The following is a 24,899-nucleotide window of genomic DNA, read 5'->3' as shown; positions in this document are numbered from 1 at the left end:
CTTCATAACATACTAATCTACCGCTAATGTCTCTGGCTGTCAATTATTTAGAGCATCATACTTTTTAAAACACCACCAAGTTAAGTAAGGTGACACTATTAGTTTAAATCATTGCTTTGTAGCAAGATACTCGCTTCAGTTTCTAACAGAAGTGGACAAATGAAGCAAAGTCTCAGACTTTGCCCTATTCATGATTTCAGTCTTGAAGACTAAAACCAGTTTTTAGTTTAATGTAAATAAGTCTTCATACTTAATATCAGTGAGTTTTTGTGGAATTAATGCCACTCCAATCCTACCATCAATCCTTGATTGTTAGACAATGCCCTCCAGTCTAAAGCAGAAATAGCCATGACGCTAAGAGAATTATTCAATTGATACTTTACTTCTAAAAGCGTACTCAATACTGTCTTGACAGGACTAAAAAAAGCATCATTATGATAATTGCCAAAATGTTTGGTGTAAGTAAAGAAGGTTTTGTAGGTTAATTGCTCAGTAGCAAAACCTGATACTCCTATGTGTATGCTTTTTATTCTGTTGCTGGCAATACTCCATTCACTTGGCTCCTTCTGATAAAAATTTGAAAGTTGCTTACTACTGATAAATAAGGGCGTACCTATGATCCTCCCTTGGTAAGTCCATCCCGATAAGTATGTAGCATCGTTATAGTAGTTAAAAATACCATTAGCAGCGTTTTTCCCTCCCTGATAGGTGGTGTTTATGTATTCCAATACCATACGGTTAATACTATTTTTTTTTTGCCACCGGAAAGACATTCCTAACAAACGGTCACGACTCAAAATTCTTGTACCTTTGATTTTTGCAGGTGCCAGGCTTTGTGGTACATACCCTCTCTCATAGATAGATTGAGTATATGCTGTTAAAGCAAACTGAGAAGTACTATAATTCATTCCCCAGTCCCAAACTCCCATGTGATCTCCTGAATTACCGGACTGTGCACCCACAACGACTCTCAGATAGTCTTGGAGTTCACTTTGAACCTTTCCTTGATTATTATTTATTCCCCATATTGCGAAGTGTACGAATCCCGCATAAAAATTAAGTTTTTCTTCCCCTATCTTAAAGTATAGTGACTTTTCATGTAAGTATGCTCCTTTAAGTACACGATTCTGTCCCATCCACCCGTGGAGCCAGCTAAACTTATACTTCAACCAGCTTTGACTTACAAAAGGAAATGGAATATAGTTATTGGTTCTGATTCCCAAAGTAGGGATAGGCAGGGCGTTACTACTGATAGCCAATGACCCGCTGGAAAGTAATGAGTCAACTTCACCCACTTTCTTCATCTCTCTGCCTCCCACAATTTGCCAGTGCTTAAATTTGACTTTGCCGTAGAGTTCTACGGCTCTGTAACGTCCGGAAAAAAAGTTTGCTACCAGGCTTGCCCCAGTTTTTATTGTAAGTGATTTATATTTATGCTGGTAATTTACAGCCGTCATTAAAGTGGCGTCTACCTTATGATCAGATATGATGTCGTATTGGTTAGCAGTAAGCCAAAAAGACTGATAATCCTGAGTGGCCAAAGAAGTATACAAACCAAGCCTATAGGTCAGTGTATCACCTTGTGCCCAAGCTGTTTTAATGCTTATACTGTATATGAAAAGCGACAGTATAAAAGATATTCTCAAATGTTGGGACAGAAATTTTGATGATATCAATAATTTTTTTCTAAAGGTTTAAGAAAGAGTGGCCGCCAGTAATAAATGAGAAAACCTTATTTTTAAGATCAAATGGCACGACATATATGGGTGATTTTGAATATATACACTAAATCTAAATAAAGGCCTTGAAGTATCATAATAAGAGGAAAATATTCTATATAAGCTCACTCCTCTATCTCAGTGGGGCAATCTGGCTCCTATTCTTTTTTCCTTACCTTCCTGCCTCTCGGGCAAATCCTGACATGCAAAGGTTTATCAATCCCATACCTTTTGAAACTACTTTCAACTACTTTTATAACGCATTGAAGTTTAGAGATCAGGGGCATCTCAGAGAATTACTCTTCAATGTAGGAGGGAACATACTGCTTTTCGTGCCCATGGGCGTGATTATATATCAATTAAATGCTTTACCTCAAAGGTATTGGCTTGCCTTACTTTTGGGCTTTCTTATCAGTAGTAGTGTAGAAACTTTACAGATCATCAGTAACACTGGTCATTTTGATATAGATGATATACTGCTCAATAGCCTGGGTACGCTTTTGGGATATCATTTAGCTTGTAAACTTCCTTTGCTAATGAATGCTACTCAATAGGAGTAATCCGAGTAAGAACAGGTTGATGATCTGATAATATCTCTGAAAAGATCAAAGGTCAGTTGCGTTGAAAGCAAAAGGCCTGAAGATGGAGCCCTCTCACAAAGCTGAAAGCTCTAACTTCTAATTTTTAATCTTAAATTCTTAGTTTACTTCAGGATAAACACCCTCCCCAGTGTGAAAGAAAAGCAAAGTAAGTACGCAGCCAAATTTTTTGATTTTAGCTGTATTGAGTAATGGGAGGGATCGGACAGTCATGAAAGGGTGGTAAGATGTGAATGTTTTAATAGCAGGGTAATAAGGCTCATGTTGGCTAAATACTATGGTTTTCAATTATCCCATTTTGGATATTCCCGGTCCCCAATAACTATTGAAATGAGAAGATATGTCCCTATTATTCTCCATGCATGAGGATGTCCTGCCTGTAGTGAGGAATGCTGTATGCTTATGAGGATTGATAAGTTAGGTAATTATGCATTTGGTCTCAACCCTCCCACCCAGCATGGACCTTAGTAAGTTGATCAAGCTTTACCCATTGCTCCTTTGATAACGCTTAAAAACGAATTAAGAGTTGATAAGAATTTAGTAATACAATATGCATGGGAGAGAAAAATGATACTATGAGTCACTGCTTCATCTGATAAATCTTCCCGAATCTTATAATATCTGTAAATGTAGGTATATAGGTGTGTAAAGCGCAAAATAACATGCGGAAAATTTAATAAATAAAGTGTATATACACGATAAATAGTATTAATACTCGAGTGTTACGCTCAGGTAAATCATGAAAGTTGTTTGAATTGCACTGCATGTTTCTGGTATTTTTTTGTCTTTAGTCTACTTTTTTTGATTTTATAGTAATATCTGATCAATGTTTCAATAAATACTTAAGTAATTATGAAAATAATTGCTAGAATAGCATATGTATAAACACGCTTTATATTTAGGGTGGTACAGTATTTATAGTGTATAGCGTATGTATAATTAAACCCATATGTATATGGCTGCAAAGTATTCATTACGTGATAACAAACTTACCAGCGACCCGCTTGATTGTATGGCGGTAATAGTTGGAGGAAACAGTATGACAGAGTCAGACATCGTAGAGGAGATGATCAGTGGAGATTCCACGATCACCCACCCGGAGGCCATGGCGGTATTAGAAAGCTATACCAGAGCCATTGAACGTTTGTTGGAGAAAGGATTCAGTATCAACACTGGACTTTTTAACATTGTACCCAGTATCAAAGGGGTGTTTACGGATGAAGATGACAGCTTTGATCCTACTCGCCATAAGGTGAGGATTAATGTAACTACCGGTGTGCGCCTGAAAAAGCTACCGCAGAGAATCAAAGTGGTAAAAGTAGATCCGGTGGAAGTATTGCCGAAAGTGCGCAACTATCTGGATGGCAGCTCAGGGAGCAAAAACGGGCAGATTACGCCCGGCGGTATCGCTACGCTCAAAGGCAAGCGAATCAAGCTGGATATGGCTGAGCCGGAACAGGGTGTCTTTCTGATCAATGCCACCGACAGCCAGGAGGTGAGGGTAGATATAGTGGCCAGTAACAATCCCAGTGAGCTAATCTTCCAGAACCCTCAGGGGCTGGCAGCTGGTGAATACTGGCTGGAAGTAAGAAACAAGCTCAATAAGACCAATGAGATCAGGATAGGTCGGATGAAACATAAGCTGAGCGTTAGCTAGGCTTATATTACTTAAGCACTTAGAGTGCGCCATTTGCAATGTGCCATGATACGGTGTGCCAAGGCTTCGGGAGTAATTTCCGAAGCCTTTTTTTTGCTTTTGAAATGCCAGATTCAAGCAGCAAACTTAATGCTGAAGTTAGCGCTTCATAGTAAAATGTTAATTCCCTCTTTACCTTGCTGCGCAACATCTTGCTGCGCAACATCTTGCTGGGCAACACCTTGCTGGGCAACACCTTGCTGGGCAACACCTTGCTGGGCAACCCTTGCAGTGTGCCACTTGCAGTGCGCCACTTGCAGTGCGCCACTCAGTTGACTTACCTATGATCAGGCTCCATGTAAAAAATAGCCAGGAGCCGTCTTTGCTTTTTCTTAATACCACTTCCACTTTTCTCAAAAGCTCCCCCCCCCCAATCAAAATCAAAAAATGATTATAATGATTTAAGGAATTTCATTACAATCATTTAGAGTAAAACATTATAATGATTTACCGGCTCAGGCTATAATGATTTAGGCTAAATAACTACTATCATTTTTTTGAAATCATTGAGGCTGCTTTTATCCTTTCCTGCCCCAGTACGACAGTGTGCTCTCTTTCCGGAAGAGCTTTACTGGCACCTGCTGTTTGGACGAAAAGTGATGATATAAAATCAACTGCCACAAAATCAAATTAAAATAAATTGTCCTTAAAAAAGCTGATAAACAAACGACTTTTTCTGATGAAATGAATAAAAGCCCTGAAGAGTAATAGGTAATAGCTGCGGTAGGAAATTAATGTTTATTAAAGATTCGTAAAAGAAAGAATATTCACTAAAAATCCCATAATAATACATGTAAGATTTGGTCTTGTTTTAAAAACTTTTAATGGTGATGCCACATTGTCATTTTCTTATGACTCATGCTGAGTTATTCCTGCAATTATAGCTTTTTTATACCTATGTATTGTTAACGTGCAGTGCTTTTTTAATAGATATACTTTTATTTGTAGAATACCTTGAGTTTATTTGTATGTAGAGATAATATTTTTAGAAAGCTGTGCATGAGGTTTTTGACTTAGTTGAGTACAGTTGGATCCAACTTAAGCTTATAATTTTGATAAGATTCATTGCTGAACTTTTGCTTTACCATATACAAAGCATAATTTAAGACAAGCTGATAAATAAGGTAGAAAATTGATATCAGCACTTACAAAAATCATAGGAGTACTATTTTTTAAATAAGATTTTTCTACTGCCTTTTTAATAACCATTAAGATGAAAAATATACCTGATCAGGAATTTATTGATATCCGAAAAGTGCTCTATCATGTGCTGGATAAGTGGTGGTATTTTGTGATTAGTGTACCTTTCTGCATGGCTCTTGCCTTTTTTTATCTTAAAACAGCCCCAAAAACATATGAGGTGAAGGCAAAAATGCAGCTTAAAGATCAAAGCTTGAATGATAAGGGGGTAGGGCAAGAGAAATTCATGAATGGCTTGGAGCTTCTTGCGGGAAATTCTGAACTGGAAGATGAGATAGGTATTTTATCTTCCTATAGCATGGTACAGGAAGCTCTTAAACGATTGAATTTTACGGTATCTATTTACCAATATCCTGATAAGTTTGGGCCTTTGGGTAAAATGATGGAAGAAGAGGTTTATGATAGTAATTTTAGAATAAAACTGGATAATACAAAACCTCAAGTTATTAACGTACCTATTCATATCAGCTTCCCTGATGCAGATCATTATAAAGTTACGGTAGAAGCTAATGAGGCTACTTTATTTGATTTACAGACACAGCGCATCCTACAAGATAAGCTAAAAATAAATGTGGAAAAAGTACTGCCTTTAGATGAAGCGTGTGTAGGAAGTTTTATCAATTTTCATCTGGAGATGGACAGTAGCTTTGTACTGCCTGAAGGCCAAGCCTACTTCTTTACCATACACAGTCAGGAGCAGCTTATTGAGAATTATACAAACAAACTGGAAATTAGTCCTATCGCGGAAGAATCAAATATTGTAAGTTTGACTACTAAAGGAAGATCTCCCGCTAAAGAGGCAGCTTTTTTAGATGCGTTAACCGAGACTTACATAGAGCACGATCTTCAGAAAAAAAATCAATTAGGCGTAAAGGCCATAGAATTTATTGATAAGCAACTGTCTAGTGTGCACGATTCCCTTCGCACAGTTGAAGGAAGCTTAGAAGATTTTCGTACTTCAAGTAATGTTATTGATGTAGGTGTTACCTCTCAGAATCTAACCGAACAGGTACAAGAGTTGGAAGCTGAACGGGCACAGCTTTCTGTACAGCAGGAGTATTATGAATATACCTATCAGCAGTTGCGGAACGAAAGCTTTAATGAAGTAGTAGCGCCTTCCTCAGTGGGGATTCAAGATAATTTTTTGAATAACCTTTTAATAGAACTGGCAGAACTTAATCAGGAAAAAGTAGAAAAGGCCTATAGTGCTAATAAGAGCAATCCTTTACTTGAAGTATTAGAACGAAAGATTCTCAATACCCGCTCTACATTAATGGAGAATATTGCCAACCGGATCAATTCTAATAAGATGGCGATGCAGGAAAATCAGCGGCAGATTAACCGCTTCAGAACACAAATTAACCGCCTTCCTGAAAGCGAACGTAATCTAAAAAGAATAGAGAGAACATATACTTTAAATGATAATATTTATAATTACCTGCTGGAAAAAAAAGCTGAAGCAGGGCTGGCACTAGCCTCTAATTTGCCTGATAAAAGTGTGATAGACAAAGCGCGAACCAGTAGTCAATCTCCGGTTTCTCCCAACAAGAAAACAATGCTTTTGCTGGCATTCCTATCAGGAATAGGTTTGCCTCTAGGTTTAATTTGGGGACAGTATTTCTTTAAAAACAAGGTGACAGACAAGAGTGATCTGGAGGAAATAGAGCATATACCCATGTTAGGTGTAATTCCCGGTTCGCCCAAAGGCTATAAGCTTCCGGTTATACAAGTACCCGAATCTGCTATTGCCGAAGCCTTCCGCTTTTTGCGTATTACGTTGGATCAACAATGGGCAGGGCAAAAACAGGAACAAAAATCCAGGGTTATAGGTATTACTTCTACTCAGGCTGGAGATGGAAAGACTTTTTGTGCGGCTAACCTGGCAGCTTCATATGCACGTAGTAGAAGAAAGACATTACTAATTGGAGCTGACTTGCGCAATCCTCGTATTCATAAATATTTTAATGCCAAAGAATTTGGGATGTCAACTTATTTAGAAAGTGATGTAAGTAATTTAGATACATTGGTCCAGTCTACTCCTTTACCTCATTTAGACCTATTAGGAGGCAGTAAACCTAGTGTGGATATAGAATGGTTATTAGAAAGTGAAAGGTTAAAACAGTTATTTGGGGAAGCCCAGGAACAGTATGAAGTAATTATTGTAGATACTCCCCCAGTAGGTCTGGTGGCAGACTTTTATAACCTTACCACCTTTTTTCATCAGAATTTATTTGTAGTAAGACATGATGCAACTGATGTGCAGATGTTTAAAGGCGTGTTGAACAAATTATCGGGTACGAATCAGGTTAGTATGGTCTTGAATGATGCCGAAGGCTATGTGATTAAAGAATATGGTCATCAGTATTCTAATCGTAGCTATTATGCTCAGCCTACATGAATATGATAACACTAAAGGAAAAGGCTGGCAATTTATTTAACTCAAAGGGATTTCGTAAGTATTTCACAAACACTTCCTGGTTACTTTTAGAAAAACTATTTAATCTGGGGGTGGCATTTTTTGTAGGTGTGTATGTAGCCAGGTTTCTAGGACCAGAACGTTATGGCATGTTGAGCTTCGCTCAGAGCATTATTGGCTTTTTATCAGTATTTGCTTCTTTAGGTATAAAGAATATTATGACTAGAAATCTTGTGCGGGAAGCTGACAACTACCCTGTACTTATGGGTACAGCCTTTACGATCAGGGTTGTTGCATCTGCATTGGGAATCATAATGATCTATGGCCTTTCCCCCTTTATTACTGAAGATGATACCTCCCGTGTGTTATTGATTATTTTGGCATTTACCACACTCTTACAATCTTTTGATGTCATTAAGTCCTATTTTCAAAGTCAGGTACTGGCAAAAAAAATAGTGCCAGTCGCAGTCTTTCAAACTGTAGTGGGAGCAATAATCAAAATAATGCTTATACAGCTCAATGCTGCCTTAGTTTGGTTTGCAGCAGTATATGTAGTAGAATTAACCGTTTCCGCTATAGGATTGATAATTGTATTTCGGAAGCAAAAGAAAATTGTATCAAACTGGTCATTTAGACTCTCTTATGCAAAAAAATTACTTAAAGACTCCTGGCCATTGCTTTTTTCGGGTTTTGTGGTAGCTGTATATATGAAGATTGATCAGGTAATGATCAAGTATATGCTGGATGATGCAGCGGTGGGCATATATGCAGTAGCTATCAAATTTACCAGTATTTGGTACTTTGTAGGAGGAATCATCTGTAGTTCTTTAATGCCAGCAGTAATACAGGCTAAGGAAAGAAATCAGGAATTATACGAAAATAGGTTGCAGAACCTTTATGAATTAATGGTGGGAGTGGGGGTGCTTATAGCATTACCTATGTCTATCGTTGCTTATCCATTAACCAACTTTCTTTATGGTATAGAATATAGTGCTGCTTCCGGAGTAATGATTATTCATGTATGGTCATTGATCTTTGTTTTTTTGGGCACTGCCAGTGGCAACTGGCTATTGGCAGAAAATCTACAAAAGTATAAGATGAGCCGTACTATTTTAGGAGCAGTGGTCAATGTAGGATTAAACTTCTTATTAATACCGAATTTTGGTGTGGAAGGCGCTGCTGTAGCTACCTTTCTTTCCCAAATGACAGCCTCTTATCTGGGATACTTATTATCAAAAGAGACACATGTAGCCTTTATAATGCAAAGTAAAGCCTTAGTTTTTTCTTCCACTTTTAAATATTTAAGACAACGTTCTGCGAATTAATATTATGCCTTTTCATACTCCTATACTATTTATTATTTTTAATCGCCCTAAGCCTACCCAGCAGGTTTTCAATGCTATTAAGCAAGCAAAACCCACCAAACTGTATGTAGCTGCTGATGGACCCAGAGAGAATAAGCATGAAGAAGCGTTGTGTAATGAAACCCGAGCCGTTATTCAGCAGATAGATTGGGATTGTAAAGTAAAAACACTTTTCAGGGATAAAAATATAGGTTGTGGGTTAGGACCAAAAACAGCCATAGACTGGCTTTTTGAGCATGAAGAAGAAGGGATTATATTAGAAGATGATTGTTTGCCTTCCTTAAGCTTTTTTCGTTTTTGCGAAGAACTGCTGGAGAGATACCGTCATGATACACGGATTATGCATATTGGAGGGTCTAATTTTCAGTATGGTTATGTACGTGATCCGGACTATTCTTATTATTTTTCTTACTACAGCCATGAGTGGGGATGGGCAAGCTGGCGGCGTGCCTGGAAACTATATGATTTCAAAATTTCTAGCTACCCCGAAATTAAACGGAAAGGATACTTGGATAACTATTTTTCCAATTACTTAGAAAAAATATATCGGCTAAGTAAAACTGATAAAACCTTAAACCTAAAAGATGATAAAGTAAACTGGTGGGATTATCAATGGGACTATACCAAGTTTATTAACTCGGGGCTCTCTATTGTTCCCAACAAAAATCTGGTGACTAATCTTGGTTTTGGAGAGGATGCTACCCATACCAAAAGTGGAAAAGACATACGGGGAAAGAATTTGGCGAAAGAGATTAAGTTTCCTTTAAAGCACCCAACTTTTGTCATACGGGATAATGTATCTGATAAAAGGTACTTTATTAGATTTATTCTGCGGGTCATATTAATGCGAAAGTTGCTTGGAGCACTTAGAATTCCTGGTTTTAGTATAAAAGGATAAAAATAATGGCCAACATTTCTTTTTAATAGTTAAATACATCAGCAAGCTATGAATCTTCTTAATCGTGTTAGAAAAAAAGCTATAAGAACATTTAGGAATGTCCTGGAAGATAAAGAAGTTGACAAGATTTTTTGCCCCCCCTCTGTATATCATTATCATATACGAAAGACTGCAGGGAGTTCTATTAATCTGGCTTTTTTTGATAATTACGTTAATGAAGATTTAGATGAGTTTTATCAAAAACTGACTAAGAAATATAACGGTAGGTTGATTTCAAATAAAGCGATTATAGTAGGTTGGAACGATGTGCTTATTAATAAAGGTAAATTTAATTATGCATTCTCGCATTTGCCTATGCATCAGCTTCAACTGCCTTCACATGTTTTCAAATTTACTTGCTTACGAGATCCCGTTAAAAGAGTAGTTTCACATTATAATATGCTTATGTACTATCAGGAAAATGATCCTGCCCATCCAGTTTTTAAGGGTGAAGGGGCATGGCTAGGAAATAGTTTTGAAGACTTTTTGGATAACCTGCCAGTGCACCATCTAAAAAACCAGCTCTATATGTTTTCTGACATTTTGGATAGTTCTGAAGCATTTGATAATATTATGAAGCTTGATCATATTATGTTTACGGAAAACTTTACTAGTGATCTGAAGAAACTGGAGACAAAGCTAAGCCTGCAATTACCTTTACTGAAAATCAAATCGTACGGCTATAAGGCTGATATTCCAAAAAACTCACTGAGCTTACTCAGAGAAAAGCTTAAGGATGAATATTTGCTTCTTGAAAAAATTAAGTCATGCTTAAAATAATGCATGCTTCGACTTTTGTACCTAATAAATAAATATTGGAATGAAGCCATTTAAAGCAATCGTAAGGTTTGTGCTGCTAGCAAGTAGAAGCCCATTTAAATCCTTCAAAGATAAGTTTGAAGTTTTTAGAGTCTTATGTTTATTAAGTATCAAAAAAGAGTTATTTCCAAAACCTAAAAATAATGTAAATCAAAAGCTATTCGGGTACGTGGTGACTAGTTATAAATATGGAGCATTGTTTTGCTTGTTCAAAGAAATTTTTGCAAAAGGAGATTACTGTTTTTCAAGCTCCAATACTGAACCAAAAATTATTGATTGTGGTGCTAATATTGGAATGTCTATTCTGTTTTTTAAGAAAATTTATCCATCCTGCCATATTTTAGCTTTTGAACCGAACCCTAATGCTTTTCATTTGCTTGAAAAAAACATTAAGGATAATAAGGTTGAGAATGTAATTCTAAAAAAAATCGGACTGTCTAATAAAAGTGGAAGTATCAACTTTTATTTAAGTGAAAATAAAGGGTCTCTGCTAGGTTCTACAAATTCAAATAGAGGAGGAAATAATATTCTAAAGATCCAGACTTCTACCCTTTCCTCCTATATAGAAAATAAAAGTTATGATTTGATAAAAATGGATGTGGAAGGTGCAGAGCAGGAAATTATAGATGATTTAGTAGCAACTAACCAAATTCGAAACTCTAAAACATATATAATTGAGTATCACCATCGGATTAACAAAGAAGCTTCTCAGTTTTCAAAATTTCTGGCTCCATTTGAAGCAAATGGATTTGAATATAATATGAAAACTTCATATGGTAGTTTGGGAGCATTTCAGGATGTAATGATAAACTTTTCTTGTTAGAATTATTATAAGCTATACTTCCATTAGTTTCTAAATATGATCTTGTCTCCAATTATACTAGTTGTTTACAATAGACCTGAGCATACACGGAGGGTCCTTGAAGCCCTTAAAGGTTGTAAGCTTAGTATTGATAGTGAATTGTATATTTTTTCAGATGGAGCTAGGAATGAGGAGCAAGAAGATAAAGTAAATCAGGTAAGGAAATGCCTAAGAAAAGTTACGGGTTTTAAAAAGGTAATAGTCCATTACAGAGAATCTAATCTTGGGCTTGCCCAAAATATCATTGGCAGTGTTAATGAAGTTGTTAATAAGTATGGTAAAGCAATTGTGTTGGAAGATGACCTTATATGCAGCCCGTCTTTTTTGGTGTATATGAACAAAGCGTTGGATAAATATAAAGAGCATTCAAGAGTATTTTCGGTAAGTGCCTATACTCCCGCCTATCTTGAGAAGAAGGCGTTTCATCATTATGAATATGACGCATACTTCAACTACCGAAATTCATCCTGGGGCTGGGGTACCTGGGCAGACCGCTGGAAGCAGGTAGACTGGAAGGTGGAGGATTTTAATGAGTTTGCCAGAAGTGAGCGTTTGCAAAAGCTGTTTAACCGGGGTGGAGATGATCTTAGTGATATGCTGATGGCCCAGCAAAGGGGTGAAATCGACTCCTGGTCAATCCGCTTTACCTACGCGCACTTTAAGCAGGATGCCTTATCTCTCTGCCCCACTAGGTCTTTAATCGGTAATGTTGGTTTTGATGGCAGCGGTACGAATTGCGATACGGATATTCTGATGAAGAATGACATGGAGCGCAAACTTACAAAAAAGACTGAATTTGCTTTCCCGCAAGAGGTAAGGGTAGATGAGAAAATCTTGAAGTCATTTCGGTGGATTTATGAGCGGAGCCTATACAAGAGAATCATTAATAAGCTAAACCGATATCTTCTATCAAGAAAATGAAGATACTGACTGTTAATACGTCTGATTCGGTGGGAGGGGCCGCCATTGCCGCTTATCGTCTGCATAGAGGGTTGGTTGAGCAGGGAGTAGACGCCCAGATGCTATCGTTGAGAAAAGCAAGCGATGATAGTACGGTAGTTGAACTTGACCCTCCTCTTGTCAAAATCCTCAACCGTTTCAGACTATTAAGCAAGCCGGACCAGTTGATATCAAGATATTATTCGGGCAAGCACTTAATCCCTTTTTCAGCTAGTTTCTTTTCTGCCCCCGGCGTGCTAAAGAAAATACGGAAAATTAATCCTGACGTAGTGCATATCCACTGGATACATGGAGGGTTTCTGGACCCGGTGACTATATCTAAAATAGATTGTCCCATTGTCTGGTCTATGCATGACATGTGGGTATTCACTGGCGGGTGTCAGTACAACAAAGGGTGTCAGCGGTACAAAGTAGGCTGCGGAGCATGTCCCGTGCTCAAGTCTTGTAATCACCGGGATCTGAGTCGATGGGTATTCAAGCGAAAGCAGAAAGCGTATGCAAAGATGAATAAGCTCACTATTATTGGTTTGAGCAGATGGCTAACTTACAGTGCGCGGGAGAGTTTAATCTTTAAAGATAGTACCCCTCATATCGTTAACTTACCTAATGGAATTGATACCAAAGTTTACCAACCTATAAACAAAAATCTGGCTAGAGAAAAACTTAATCTTCCTCATGATAAAAAAATAGTATTATTCGGAGCCATGCATGCGACTTCCGACAAAAGGAAAGGCTTTCATCTCCTAAAGGAGAGTATTGAAATTTCAGAAAGTTTTTTTAATAAAGATGAATTAGAATTACTAGTGTTTGGTGCCAGTTCATCCTCCTACGAACCTACTTTCTCTTTTCCAACGAGTTTTGCTGGAAGAATGAGAGAGGATGCCCAACTGGCTTTACTCTATAATGCTGCTGATGTGATGCTGGTACCCTCGATGGAAGAAAACTTAAGTAACATTATTCTGGAATCCATGGCTTGCGGTACACCGGTAGTAGCATTTGATATTGGAGGTAATCCCGATATGATTGATCATAAAGTAAATGGTTATCTTGCAAAACCATATGATGTACAGGAGTTTGCTAATGGTATCAGATATGTTTTACAGGCAGGGCATCTACATACTTTTTCCCGTGAAGCCAGAGCTAAGATAGAGCAAACATTTGATATACGGATGGTGACAAAAAGGTACATCGAACTATATAAAAAAGTATTAAGTCACACAGTAAAGTAGTAGTTATGTTGTTTCACGGCATTTATATATTGCATGATAAACCTAAGATTGTTGCCTTATGGGGGGACGACGCATGGCAAGCGGTAATAGATTCACCCCGGAAGCCAGATATTATGCTTTGGCATTGTGCCTGGTTTCAGGGAACCGCACTCAGAATGAGTAAGCTAAAATATAAGTTTAATCAACTAAAGAAAATAGGAATTCGCCCTTTGTTGGTAGTCAATACAGATACCGAAGAGAAATATCGTAAGTTATTAGGAATCCCTGGCTTTAAAAGTTCAGCATATGTTTTTGTTGATGAAAACAATTATGTTTTGCAGAAAAACGCCAAACAATATGATGCGGTCTATGCCGCTCAGCTTAAAGATTTTAAGCGGATATCTCTGGCCGCCGGTATAGAGAGGCTGTATATCATGACCTATAAAAGTGGCGCTAAGCAGTGGGATTTACATCAGGAATATCCGGAAATGAAACATGCTTTTTTTAACAGCAAGTGGATTAACGAAAAAGAAAAAAGTATGCTCTACAGTCAATCGGAAGTAGGCTTATGCTTATCTAAAGAGGAAGGTCCCATGTTGGCTAGCCTGGAGTATCTACTTAGTGGATTACCCGTGGTAAGTACTTCCAGCAAAGGGGGGAGAGATCAGTATTACGAAAATGATTTCTGCCAGCTAGTAGCGGATAATCCTGATGCTGTTAAAAAAGGAGTTGAGTCTATCATAAAACGAGCAATAGACCCTAATGAAATCAGGGAAATAACCATAAGCAAGCTACAAAAAGATCGTAGTAAATACGTAAACTTTATGTGTGATATGGTTAGTAAGTACTACAACATACAACTTGAAGAAGAAAGTTTGATGAAAAAATGGTTTACTAAGCCTGCTGACAATTTTGTTAAATTGAAGGATTACTTGGGCTGAAAAGAAAAATTGAATTGTAGTTTGTAGAGTTTAGAATGGGTTGGGAAATCTGAGCTTAGAAAAACAGGTATCAGTATATTATGACAAAGATCAAATTTGCCAGAGCGACCATTGCACGATGAAAAATTAACCCAGTGATTTAACCAGGATCCAGTAAAAAATTGCTTAAAATATGCTTGATGCCCAAGAACAGAAGCGCAAAAGAATGCATAATATATGAGAAACGTTCTATGCTATATGGTATGAAGCGAAAGAAGAGATACAGGGGCGAAGGCCACCCAAGCTATTGCAGATTAGATAAAGACCATGCTTACTTATTATCTAAAAAATTCATAAATGATGATTCAGATTATGCTCAATAAACTTACTTAATCAAATTCAAACACGCTCTTAGTATCTAATCTAATGTAAATGATTTATTTCGTAGTCGTCCTTCTTGTCTTTCTCTCAAGTAAACCCTTATCTGTTTTTTTGGGTATCTCTTTCATCAAAGCACTGCCCTATGTATTGTTGATTATTGGAATTATTCAGCATGGATTTTTTAACCGTGGATATTTTTATATAGGGAGACTGGTCAATCATAGGTCGTTCCTAATATATGGTATATTTTTGTGTATCTTATTGTTAAGTTTTTTACGGGACAGCAATAATGAAATGTCTCAAATTGGTACTTATACTACTCCTCTAATGTACCTTCTATTTGTTTTGTATGTTTACCTGTTTATTGTGTACTACAGAAAAAGAACTCAAGATTTTCAGTCTTTTGTCAAACAAATCATATTTCTGATCATTTTAGCAACTTCCTTGTTCATTTCCATAGATATTATGCTGTATTTGTTAGGTGTGACTTCCGGTGGGGAAGGTGGAGAGACTTTTTCGGTAGTAGGTAGTGTATTAGGACTTGCTATTGAACGTATCAATTTTGTATTGGGGGGGCACCATAATAACTTTTCTCTACTTATTGGAGATGTGATTGTGCTTACCCTTCAAGCACTTCTTCTAGGATTATACGCTGGTAGCGGAAAAAGAATTCTATTAGTTGTAGTCATTGTAACTGGATATGCTCTCATATTGGCTGATGTGAGAGGTGTAGTATTAAGTATTATTATTTCCTTAGCTTTTGTTTTTCTTTTCAAGAAACTTAGAGTATTACAACTGCTGCCTTCAATTACCTTTTTGCCTTTTTTAATTTCAATAGGTTTTCCTCTTATTCAAATTTTACTCCATTCTAATGCTAATTCGTTAGCAGCTTTTACCAGAAGTGGAGAAGATATTTTTACGCTTAACGGTCGAACCTATATCTGGGAAGGATGCTTAGTGGCTTTAAGGAGTTTTGACTTTCATGATTTAGTTGGTTATGGTCAGGTGGGTCATATCACATCTGATGCTTATTTGGAATGGGCCTGGATATTTCCTGGTAAGGTAACACATAATATGTACTTTCAATACATATTGGATGCGGGCTACTTAGGGTTATTATCCCTTTTGGGCATCATTTTTATTACTGCTAAGCATGCCCTTGACTTATACCGTGCAGGTATAAAGTCAAGTCTAGTATTTCTAACTTTTCTGATTTATTTTTCTTTCTCAGGTATTTTTGAAAGTGCTATTGGAGTGTATAACCATCCCCATACCACATTTTTTTTGCTTATATCAGCTGTTGTAATACTACTCAAAAATGAATATGTAGTTTACTTGAACTATAAAACGAACAACATCACTAAGCAAGTGTAAAAATTATCGTGAGCTTTTTCTAACTAAATAAAAATCAAACATGGAGAGCATAGGTGAAATTTTTGTAGTGATACCGGTGCACAATCGTGTAAACTTTACCAGGAATTGTTTGGAGTCACTGGAAAAACAGACTTTCAAGCACTTCAATATCATAGTAGTAGACGATGGTTCGACTGACGGCACCAGTGAAATGTTACGAGTCCATTTTCCCGACGTGAAGGTAGTGAAGGGTGATGGAAATTTGTGGTGGACTGGAGGAATTAATTTAGGAATTGAAAAAGCGTTAGAATTAGGGGCGGACTATGTTTTTACCCTAAATGATGACACTATCGCACCGTCAAACCTAATAGAAGAGATGGTAAAACATGCTCAGCGTAAACCTTCAGCTATTTTTGGTGCACTAGAGGTAGATATGGAAACGAAGCGCCCTTTATACGCTGGGCACTCTCCAAACTGGTTATGGGACAATGCAGTACAGTTACTAGACAAAATACCTCATGATAATCTCAAAGGGATTCAACAGATCTCTTTCTTTCACGGAAGAGGTTTGTGGATACCAAAAGAAGTATTTCTCAAAATTGGTTTGTTTGACCAAAAGCGATTTCCCCATTATCTAGCTGACTTTGATTTTGTTTACAATGCCTATAAAGAGGGTTTTGAGGTATTCTGCAACCTAGATGCAGTAATATATTCCTTTCCAGAGGCCTGCGGCAGCTATATGAATAAAGAGCAAAAGAGTTTAGGAAATTATTACAATCATTTATTTAGTATGAGCGGTGGAGGAAACTTAACAGATTTTACACGATTTACATTTAAGAATTGCCCCCCATATGCAATACCAACTCGCCTGGTTATGGGTTATTTGAGACGCATATTCGGTTATTGGGTATAAACAACTAGCAGCCTGCCCTAATTTTTTTAAATTTCTTTATATATGCTTAAGGTCAACAAGTCACCAGTTTTCATAGTGAGTTCAGGTAGATCTGGTACAACCCTACTGAGATCTTTTTTAAATGGAACTGAGAATATTTATGTTCCCCATGAATCTGATTTTCTAGTTAGAGGGTTTCCGTTTTACTCGAGAAAAGAAGCTTATACTGAAGATGATCTATGGATTATCACTCACCTTTTTATTAGGAGTTCACAAGACGAAGGTTGGGGAATGGATTGTAACTATATCTATAATTATCTTAGGGAAAATAGGCCTAGTACCTTCGCTCAGATTAATAATAGTATTTACTATAGCTATTTAGATCAAATTGGTAAATCAGATATTCCGTGGGGCGTAAAAGCTCCAGTACTGATTGCTCATCTTGATCGGATATTTTCCATTTTTCCAAATGCTAAAATAATTCACATAGTTCGTGATGGTCGAGATGTCTGCCTCTCATATCAAGACATTCATAAAAAGATAACAAAACGGAAGAGGTTTGGTCCAAATACTATATTAGCAAATGCACTATACTGGATTGATGGATTGAGGAGAATAGAAAAGAGTAATAATAATCAAGTGTATGAACTTCGTTACGAAGATTTAATAATGAAGACTGATGAGACATTAAAGAACATTTTTACCTTTTTGAATTTTTCATATAGCCCGGCTGCGGCCTCTGGTATGAAAAGAGAAAAAAGCGTTTTGGAAGAACATAGACTTGGTATCCATAAAAATATTAGTAAACCATTGCTCAAAAGTAATATTCTAAAGTACAAAGTAAGCATGCCTTCCTGGAAAAGATTTTTTTACGAACTTATTGCTTGCCCTTATTTGCAAAAGTATAGTTATGAAATTGAGTATGAAATTACGAAAAATACACTCTTCAATATTATTAGAGTACCTTTATATATAATCGCAAATAAATTTAACAGTTTTAGGTATAACCGAAGAGATATTAAGTTTTACCAAGAAGCAAAGCAAAGAGCGGCATTGTCATCAGTTTCTCGTGGTGAATGATTACTCAATTATGAAGTTAAAATGCAGGAAAAAACATAATAGTTATTCTCTTTAAAGTATAAAAATTTGAAAATACTACTTGCCGCTTATGAATGCGACCCTTTTCGTGGTAGTGAATATGGGAGAAGTTGGTCATGGTTAAGGGCATATGCTACCTCTGAGAATGAAGTGTGGTGTCTTACCTCTATAAGAGGGAAAAAGGGCATTAGTAAATTTCTCAGGGAAGAACCTATGAAAAATGTTCATTTTGTATTTATAAAACTTCCAATGTTTTTAGAAAAAAAGTATGGGCATGGAGCAATATGGGTATATGCTCATTACTGGCTTTGGTTACATTATGTTTTCTTAAAGGCAAAAGAGTTAATTAAAGAAATCAAATTTGATTTTGCACATCATGTATCATGGGGTAGTATTCAGCAGGGTACCACTTTATGGCGATTGGGAATACCTCTCGTTTTTGGACCCACTGGTGGTGGACAGTTTGCTCCGGATTTATTAAAGCCTTATTTTCTAGAAGGATGGAGAACAGAACAAAAACGAAAACTTATTAGTAATCTTCTTTTAATCTTTAATAGGAATACGAAGAAGACATTACAGAAATCCAGCCTGATTTTAGTGGACAATCAAGATACTAAAATTCTGGTGGATAAGTATGATGCCCAACAAGCAGTGCTTATCAATGACCCTAACCTTAGCAATAAGGATCTTCCTGAAACCTTTCCCCATCGAAGTCCTGGTGGTGCTCTGCGTTTAATTTGGGTAGGGAGGCTACTTTTCAGAAAAGGCTTGCCCCTAGTACTGGAGGCATTAGCCCAGGTATCTTCTGACATACCAATTATACTCTCTGTATATGGAGATGGCCCCGTAGGCAAATATTTACCTGAAATGATCAAGAAGCTTAGGCTTGAAGAAAGAGTAGTCTGGAAAGGACAGGTTCCACATAGTGAAGTCAAAGAAGCTTACTTGCAAAATGATGCTTTCATTTTTTGTCCTTTGCGGGAAACATTAGGTGAACAGTTCTTTGAGGCTATGGCCTATGGACTTCCTATCATTACCCTTGATTTGCACGGAGCAAAAACGGCAGTGCCCGACGAAGGAGGAAGAAAAGTACCTGTTCTGAACGAAAACGATATGGTTAATGAATTAGCCGATTCTATCGTTTTCTTTTATAAACATCCAGCAAAAAGAGAGGCTATGGGTAAGTTTAACTTCAGCTACATCAAGGAAATAGCAACAAATAATAAAGCTAAATTAGTCAGGGAGCAGTTGCAACTGACTGGGAATTTACTATGAGCATATGTATTTTTTCTTTTGACCATTTTACCTATATTGTAGAGTAACCTGCATTGTTTGCTGCCAAAAGTATTCGTTAGGTCTTTTAGTGATGACGGTTCATAGCCTCTTTAAAAATTCGTTTGTCTTTGTTCCTGTTTTTATAGTTATTGAAAATTTGAGCAGTATAATACATTGGGGTTCTAATAACATCCCAAATCATCCAACTTGAAAACTTAAACTCTATGTTATAACCGTACTTTTTCAAGAAAGGATTAGCTATTAATTCATAGAATAACCTATCTCTTTTGGACATTTGTTTTTTGTATTTATAGATATTTGTCCTCAAGAGAGGTTTTCCAATGTTTTGATGAATGGAGGTGTTATGTTTTTTTAAAAAAAACTTATCATTATCATTATCAACAGAAAGCAAAGAGAGATCAAAAGGGATATGCAAAAAATCCAAGAGCTGAGTTATTGTTTGCTCTGGGGCAGTCACCACGTCCTCGTAACGGAGCTCGAAGATCCGATTATGCTTTTTCTTATATGTTTTTATTCTGCGTAATCCATCTATCCAATAAAGAGCATTAGCAAGAATGCTATTAGGACCGAATTTCTCAGCACCTGACCTGATTTTATGAACATTCCTGAAAGAAATGCAAACATCGCGTCCATCACGGACCAAGTGTACAATTCGTGCGTTAGGAAATGTCTTCAGTATTCTATCAATATTCTCTATCAATACAGGAGTTTTTATAGCCCAAGTTTTCTCTTCAATCTCATTATGATACAGATAAAAGGAATATATAATATGATTTACCTGGGCAAATGAAGTTGGGTGATTTTGCTTTAGCACTTCCAACAAATCTTCCCGGTCTAATTCCCACCCATCCCCTAACGCAGATCTAATAAACAAATCTGTAGTCTGTGTGAGCGTTTGATCGTCAAAATTTTTCACATGTCCAAAATAAGGATAACCCCGGGCAATAAAGTCAGACTCAAACGGTATGTATATTTGCTTTGTTCGATTGAGAATAGACCTAAGTAAGGTAGTTCCTGACCTTCCAGAACTTACTATGAATAGTGGAGAATTAGGGATTTTTTTATCTGCTAGAAGTCGAGTCATAATAAGTTAGCTGTGAGTTTTATCTTTAGTGATTTCAAAAGGTAATGCAAAAACTAAGTAAAAATACTACTTCCACCTGTGGTTTCAGAACGAGAGACGATTTTAAGAAACCTTTTTGCTGTTGCCTCCGGCCCATAATTCTCAAGACTCCATTGCCTGCCATTTTCTGCTATCTCACATAATTTATTATTAGTTAAAGCTTTCAACTTCTCAGAAAAGTTTTCAAGTTGATTTGCATCTTCAATCCCCAGGTAATGGACACCATTTTGAGGCATAATAGGCATTATACAACCGTACTCCTTAAGGTCCAGGTGTATAGGTACTGTAGAGGAACAAAAACCTTCCCATAAACGCCAACTGTCAAACTGGTTGAGATAGACCAAGTATTTACTTTTAATTTGCAACATATTTAGTACTTTTCTTTTTAAGCGATGGCCCAATCTGTGAGGAGGACCATAGAAGCTTGATATTAGAGGTTTAGGCTGAAAATCGCCTCCAAAAACATAAGTGTACCTGCTGCTGTTGATGAGTTGAAAATACTTTTCGTCGTGTCGCCTACCAGTTTGTGCCCAGTAGGAATGAGGATCAACGTTGCCTGCAGAGTTTGTGATTATCTCTCTTATATCATAATATTTGCTTAACCTTGGATTAAGGTGGTCAATCATATATTTTCTAAGAGAATGATCTACGCGAAAGTTTTGCAGTATGTCAATGGTTTTTTCCAGATGTGTATAGGCGCTACTTGAATTGATCATACGCTTAGTAAGGCCGAAAGCCCAGGGCAGCACATTGTCAGGGTAGTAGAAATGTCTATTATAATGGGTACGGAGAATATAATTAAACCTCTTAAATGCCGGGTCTTGAGCAGGAGTAAATATACCATCGCTGGCATCGAGTAAAACATTAATTTTATCGTCCTGGAAAAAAAAACTGCTATTGCTACGAAAGTATAGAGTTGAATAAACATGAATATCTGCCTCAAAATTTTCTGGCGCTGATTTTATCAAATATTCATTACTGTCTAGGCAGAACCAATAGTCAATGTTTCCATAAAATTGTATTTGAAGGTCTTTTAAACCTTCAGCAAGTGCGACTGCCAAGTGTTGGTAATTTGCTTTTTCTGGTGTTTCGTAGGGGGTTAAAAAAAATTTAGTTTTCATTTGTTGTTTTGAGAAAGTGCTTTCACAAAAATTTAATGGTTTGACTTTCTTCCTAAGCAGTCATAAAACGATTTTTTTGGATTAAAATCCATATTAAAATAATCAAATATATTTTTTACTTCTTCAGTAGTATTCAGTTTGTCTACAGAAGTGTAATAAAACTTTACATTAGGGAATTCTTATCTAAATTTTTCCAATTGAGAAAAGGTTTCATTTTATATACCATCCAAACCATTCATCTTCAGCCTCTTCAAAATATTTTGGCTTTTTTATTAAAGAAATGTTTTTTAAGTATTTGCTGTTAAAAACCAACATACAAAATAGAAATATTCTGTATTTTAATTTGTTTACTTTACTCAATTTATTGGTTGGTTTTTTCATTAAAGCGGTAAAAAACCAGTCTCGTCCACAACGAGTAAGTGGGGAACAATTAATTCTATTGTAACTATCTATAATTTTTTTTTATCCCTTTCTATAAAAATCACTCCTATTTCTTCCTGGGGAATCAATGAGCATATATACCATCCAAACCCTTTTATAAAGGTATGATTTGTTTCTACATACACTGGAAAATTTCCCTTTGCATTATTTATAGCAGAAATTTTATCTTCGATCAAATTTTTCATTAAGATTTCATTCCCTATTAAAAATTCAATCATCGGTATCCCATTCATTTTAGGTTCAGGTTCATGAAATGACACTATTCCATCTACTTCTGATAATAGCTGAGCTAAATATTTAGAACCTGACCTGCCAGTACTTATAGAAAATACCTATTTTACCATTTGGATGCTTATTTACTTAAAATAAATGCATTAGAAGTATATTGCTAAAATGACTACAAATTTCATCAAATTGGCAACAATTCTTTTTTTCTAAGTTTTCTAAAATACAATCTACTTACAAGATACAAAAAGACAGCATTGGTATAAATATATCTTCTGGCCAGCCGCTTAGGTTCACGATACAAACGATAAGCCCATTCCAGACAATTTTTCTGTGCCCATTCAGGGGCTCTTTCCTCCAAGCCTGCATAGATGGTAAATGCTTGTCCAACGCCCAGCATGCAGGATTTAATTTTGTCTTTATGCCTATGCATCCAATTTTCCTGCTTAGGGCATCCCAGGCACACAAATACAAAATCAGGATTAACGTTATTAATTTTCTCTACTATTTGTTTATCTTCTTCTCTGGTTAACGGTCTATAAGGGGGAGCATAAGCACCGGCAATGTTAAGTTGAGGAAGTTCCTCTCTGGCTCTTTCTACCATCATATGTAGCATGAAATCTGAACCTCCATAAAAGTAAACGGATTTATTTTCCATGGCTGCCCTTTTCATAATTTCTGGCATAGTATCCGGCCCGGCCACTCTGTCCTGATGGGTGTTTTCAAAGATACCAATGTACTTGGTAAGAGGAAGACCATCCGGTAAAGCCAGATCAGCCTGATTGATCACTTCCTGAAAATAATGATCCTTGAAGGCCTCAACAATCATATGGACATTGGCAAAGCAGACAAATGAAGAGGACTTATGTTCAGCCAGATAAAATATGTGGTCTACCGCCTCCTGAAAAGAAAGGGTCGCAATATTACTATTGATTACTTTTTTATTAGAAATGGCTTGGTCTGTAGTAGTTTGAGTCATGGTAAGGTAGATAGTTTAAAGGTTTAAGCAATTGCTGGTCTGTAATTTTAAGTACTGCCTAAAGTCTGTAGCTTTACATGCGCTTTTCTTCTCTTCCACTGTATTTCCCTTCGGGGGCTACAGCTCAGGAGATTCAATGAAGGGTGGTGATCATAAGCCCATTGCCATCTAAAGTCTCTGCTGGGGTTATGCGCCAGTACATAATGAAAATATATATAGTGTTTATTTGCCATTTGGTATAAGGATGAAGCCAGGGGGTTAGCCCCATCCCCGCTAAAGTATATGGTATGTACCTTATCTCTCAGGCTCAAAGCAGCAATACTGTTTAAATCGCTCTTATTATAAGGCTCCTCTACTATACCGCAGTAGTAGTAGTAATCGCCGTATTGTTGTTTGAGATACTTACGCAACGCAGAAGCTTGTGCGTTATGGCCAACGATAAGGTATCGTTTGCGGGCTACGCTTTGTCTTCGGAGCAGCAAATAGGCAGTATACAAAGCATATTTAAGCAAAAGGGAACAGCCCCAGAATGTAAACATACAAGCAAGTTGGGAGCTAGTATAGCTAATAGAAGAGGTCAAAACAATACTAAGCATCAGACAGACTACAGTATGGCCAGCTACTGTTAGTAAGTGATAGTAGCTAATGCTACGAAGGTGCATATACTTCTTACCATCGTAACCGTGGAACAGGTAGGCAACGATTACCCAAAGGAGAAAACTGATGTAAAGGGTATTATTTATTTTTTGGGCATATACCAATAAAGCCATATTTGCTGCTGCTATATCCATGCTGGCAAGCAATAGTAGCAGGCTTCTGGAGTATGTAGACGTGCTAGGTAGAGTCAAGCTACTCATGTTCCAAGTGTGTTAATATGCTGAGGCTCTGACAGATTGAGCAGATTGTATTTCAAGTACAAAAGATAAAAATATTACTCTAGGTTTTGTAAGTAATTTGATAGTGTATGCATATTACTATGCATTTGGTGACACTAGAAAAAGTGTTTGCTCACTACATTTACGATGTAATTCATCTCCAAAATGGGGAAATATTTTACAAATAATAAATTAATCAATAAAAAAAACTGTAAACAAGCAAAAATTAGGCATATTCCATTGACAGATGAGTAGTTTTAACCTAAGTAATTATCAGCTAAGGGGTGACATAATTTACTAGTTTACATTTTTTTTTTTTTTGGAATTATTTTTAAAGAAACTATTAATATATGATAGGAGTCATGTCAAAGCTATGTTGAGGGCTTTGCGCTCTGAAGGTATCAATAAATAACAGT

Annotated in this window: 20 protein-coding genes; 14 read left to right on the top strand and 6 right to left on the bottom strand. The window is 36.7% G+C overall.

Translation table 11 applies throughout. The annotated features are described in order from the left end of the window. Positions 1-275: 275 nt before the first annotated feature. A complete protein-coding gene (locus WJR50_RS07365; protein WP_341292600.1) occupies positions 276-1,553 on the bottom strand; it encodes a capsule assembly Wzi family protein in 1,278 nt (425 codons plus the stop codon). A gap of 251 nt (positions 1,554-1,804) precedes the next feature. Between WJR50_RS07365 and WJR50_RS07360 the strand changes: the two genes are divergently transcribed. The 14 genes from WJR50_RS07360 (at position 1,805) to WJR50_RS07295 (ending at position 19,698) form a co-directional block, all read left to right on the top strand. After that, positions 1,805-2,272 (top strand): VanZ family protein, encoded by a 468-nt coding sequence (locus tag WJR50_RS07360; RefSeq protein ID WP_341292599.1) that lies wholly within the window; start codon positions 1,805-1,807, stop codon positions 2,270-2,272. Between the two features lie 1,000 nt (positions 2,273-3,272). Beyond that, positions 3,273-3,974 (top strand): DNA-binding domain-containing protein, encoded by a 702-nt coding sequence (locus WJR50_RS07355; protein ID WP_341292598.1) that lies wholly within the window; start codon positions 3,273-3,275, stop codon positions 3,972-3,974. 1,252 nt (positions 3,975-5,226) lie between these two features. After that, positions 5,227-7,611: a GumC family protein gene (locus WJR50_RS07350; RefSeq protein WP_341292597.1), complete on the top strand. Its 2,385-nt coding sequence runs from the start codon at positions 5,227-5,229 to the stop codon at positions 7,609-7,611. Between the two features lie 2 nt (positions 7,612-7,613). Then, positions 7,614-8,954 carry a flippase gene (locus tag WJR50_RS07345; RefSeq protein WP_341292596.1) on the top strand — a complete coding sequence of 447 codons (1,341 nt, stop codon included), beginning with the start codon at positions 7,614-7,616 and terminating at the stop codon, positions 8,952-8,954. Positions 8,955-8,958: 4 nt separating this feature from the next. Further along, positions 8,959-9,891, top strand: a complete 933-nt coding sequence (locus tag WJR50_RS07340) for a nucleotide-diphospho-sugar transferase (RefSeq protein ID WP_341292595.1) — start codon at positions 8,959-8,961, stop codon at positions 9,889-9,891. Positions 9,892-9,939: 48 nt separating this feature from the next. Further along, complete coding sequence (locus WJR50_RS07335) at positions 9,940-10,710, top strand: sulfotransferase family 2 domain-containing protein (RefSeq protein WP_341292594.1); 771 nt, start codon at positions 9,940-9,942, stop codon at positions 10,708-10,710. A gap of 40 nt (positions 10,711-10,750) precedes the next feature. After that, positions 10,751-11,572 (top strand): FkbM family methyltransferase, encoded by an 822-nt coding sequence (locus tag WJR50_RS07330; protein ID WP_341292593.1) that lies wholly within the window; start codon positions 10,751-10,753, stop codon positions 11,570-11,572. 138 nt (positions 11,573-11,710) lie between these two features. After that, positions 11,711-12,532: a glycosyltransferase family protein gene (locus WJR50_RS07325; RefSeq protein ID WP_341292592.1), complete on the top strand. Its 822-nt coding sequence runs from the start codon at positions 11,711-11,713 to the stop codon at positions 12,530-12,532. After that, on the top strand, positions 12,529-13,800 hold the full coding sequence (locus tag WJR50_RS07320) for a glycosyltransferase family 4 protein (protein ID WP_341292591.1): 1,272 nt from the start codon (positions 12,529-12,531) through the stop codon (positions 13,798-13,800). The genes WJR50_RS07325 and WJR50_RS07320 overlap by 4 nt, the downstream gene beginning before the upstream one ends. 155 nt (positions 13,801-13,955) lie before the next feature. Next, positions 13,956-14,720 carry a glycosyltransferase gene (locus WJR50_RS07315; protein WP_341292590.1) on the top strand — a complete coding sequence of 255 codons (765 nt, stop codon included), beginning with the start codon at positions 13,956-13,958 and terminating at the stop codon, positions 14,718-14,720. A gap of 411 nt (positions 14,721-15,131) precedes the next feature. Then, positions 15,132-16,454, top strand: coding sequence for an O-antigen ligase family protein (locus tag WJR50_RS07310; RefSeq protein WP_341292589.1), 1,323 nt, complete (start codon positions 15,132-15,134; stop codon positions 16,452-16,454). 40 nt (positions 16,455-16,494) lie between these two features. Beyond that, positions 16,495-17,346 carry a glycosyltransferase family 2 protein gene (locus tag WJR50_RS07305; RefSeq protein ID WP_341292588.1) on the top strand — a complete coding sequence of 284 codons (852 nt, stop codon included), beginning with the start codon at positions 16,495-16,497 and terminating at the stop codon, positions 17,344-17,346. A 42-nt stretch (positions 17,347-17,388) separates the two neighbouring features. Next, positions 17,389-18,405 carry a sulfotransferase family protein gene (locus tag WJR50_RS07300; protein WP_341292587.1) on the top strand — a complete coding sequence of 339 codons (1,017 nt, stop codon included), beginning with the start codon at positions 17,389-17,391 and terminating at the stop codon, positions 18,403-18,405. 231 nt (positions 18,406-18,636) lie between these two features. Continuing rightward, positions 18,637-19,698 carry a glycosyltransferase family 4 protein gene (locus WJR50_RS07295; RefSeq protein ID WP_341292586.1) on the top strand — a complete coding sequence of 354 codons (1,062 nt, stop codon included), beginning with the start codon at positions 18,637-18,639 and terminating at the stop codon, positions 19,696-19,698. A gap of 85 nt (positions 19,699-19,783) precedes the next feature. Here the strand turns inward: WJR50_RS07295 and WJR50_RS07290 are convergent, their stop codons facing one another. The 5 genes from WJR50_RS07290 to WJR50_RS07270 all read right to left on the bottom strand — a co-directional run bounded on the left by WJR50_RS07290 (position 19,784) and on the right by WJR50_RS07270 (position 24,465). Then, entirely contained in the window at positions 19,784-20,803 is a 1,020-nt protein-coding gene (locus WJR50_RS07290; RefSeq protein WP_341292585.1) for a sulfotransferase family protein, read from the bottom strand. A 53-nt stretch (positions 20,804-20,856) separates the two neighbouring features. After that, complete coding sequence (locus WJR50_RS07285; RefSeq protein WP_341292584.1) at positions 20,857-21,963, bottom strand: hypothetical protein; 1,107 nt, start codon at positions 21,961-21,963, stop codon at positions 20,857-20,859. 449 nt (positions 21,964-22,412) lie between these two features. Then, positions 22,413-22,637 carry a hypothetical protein gene (locus tag WJR50_RS07280; RefSeq protein ID WP_341292583.1) on the bottom strand — a complete coding sequence of 75 codons (225 nt, stop codon included), beginning with the start codon at positions 22,635-22,637 and terminating at the stop codon, positions 22,413-22,415. Positions 22,638-22,813: 176 nt separating this feature from the next. Continuing rightward, positions 22,814-23,608, bottom strand: coding sequence for a WecB/TagA/CpsF family glycosyltransferase (locus WJR50_RS07275; protein ID WP_341292582.1), 795 nt, complete (start codon positions 23,606-23,608; stop codon positions 22,814-22,816). 47 nt (positions 23,609-23,655) lie between these two features. Then, entirely contained in the window at positions 23,656-24,465 is an 810-nt protein-coding gene (locus WJR50_RS07270) for a nucleoside-diphosphate sugar epimerase/dehydratase (RefSeq protein WP_341292581.1), read from the bottom strand. Positions 24,466-24,899: the final 434 nt, after the last annotated feature.

Origin of the sequence: Catalinimonas locisalis (assembly GCF_038039535.1) — a bacterium.
GTDB lineage: Bacteria > Bacteroidota > Bacteroidia > Cytophagales > Cyclobacteriaceae > Catalinimonas.
The sequence above is the reverse complement of the archived record's forward strand: the minus strand, read 5'-3'. Positions and strand labels throughout refer to the sequence as shown.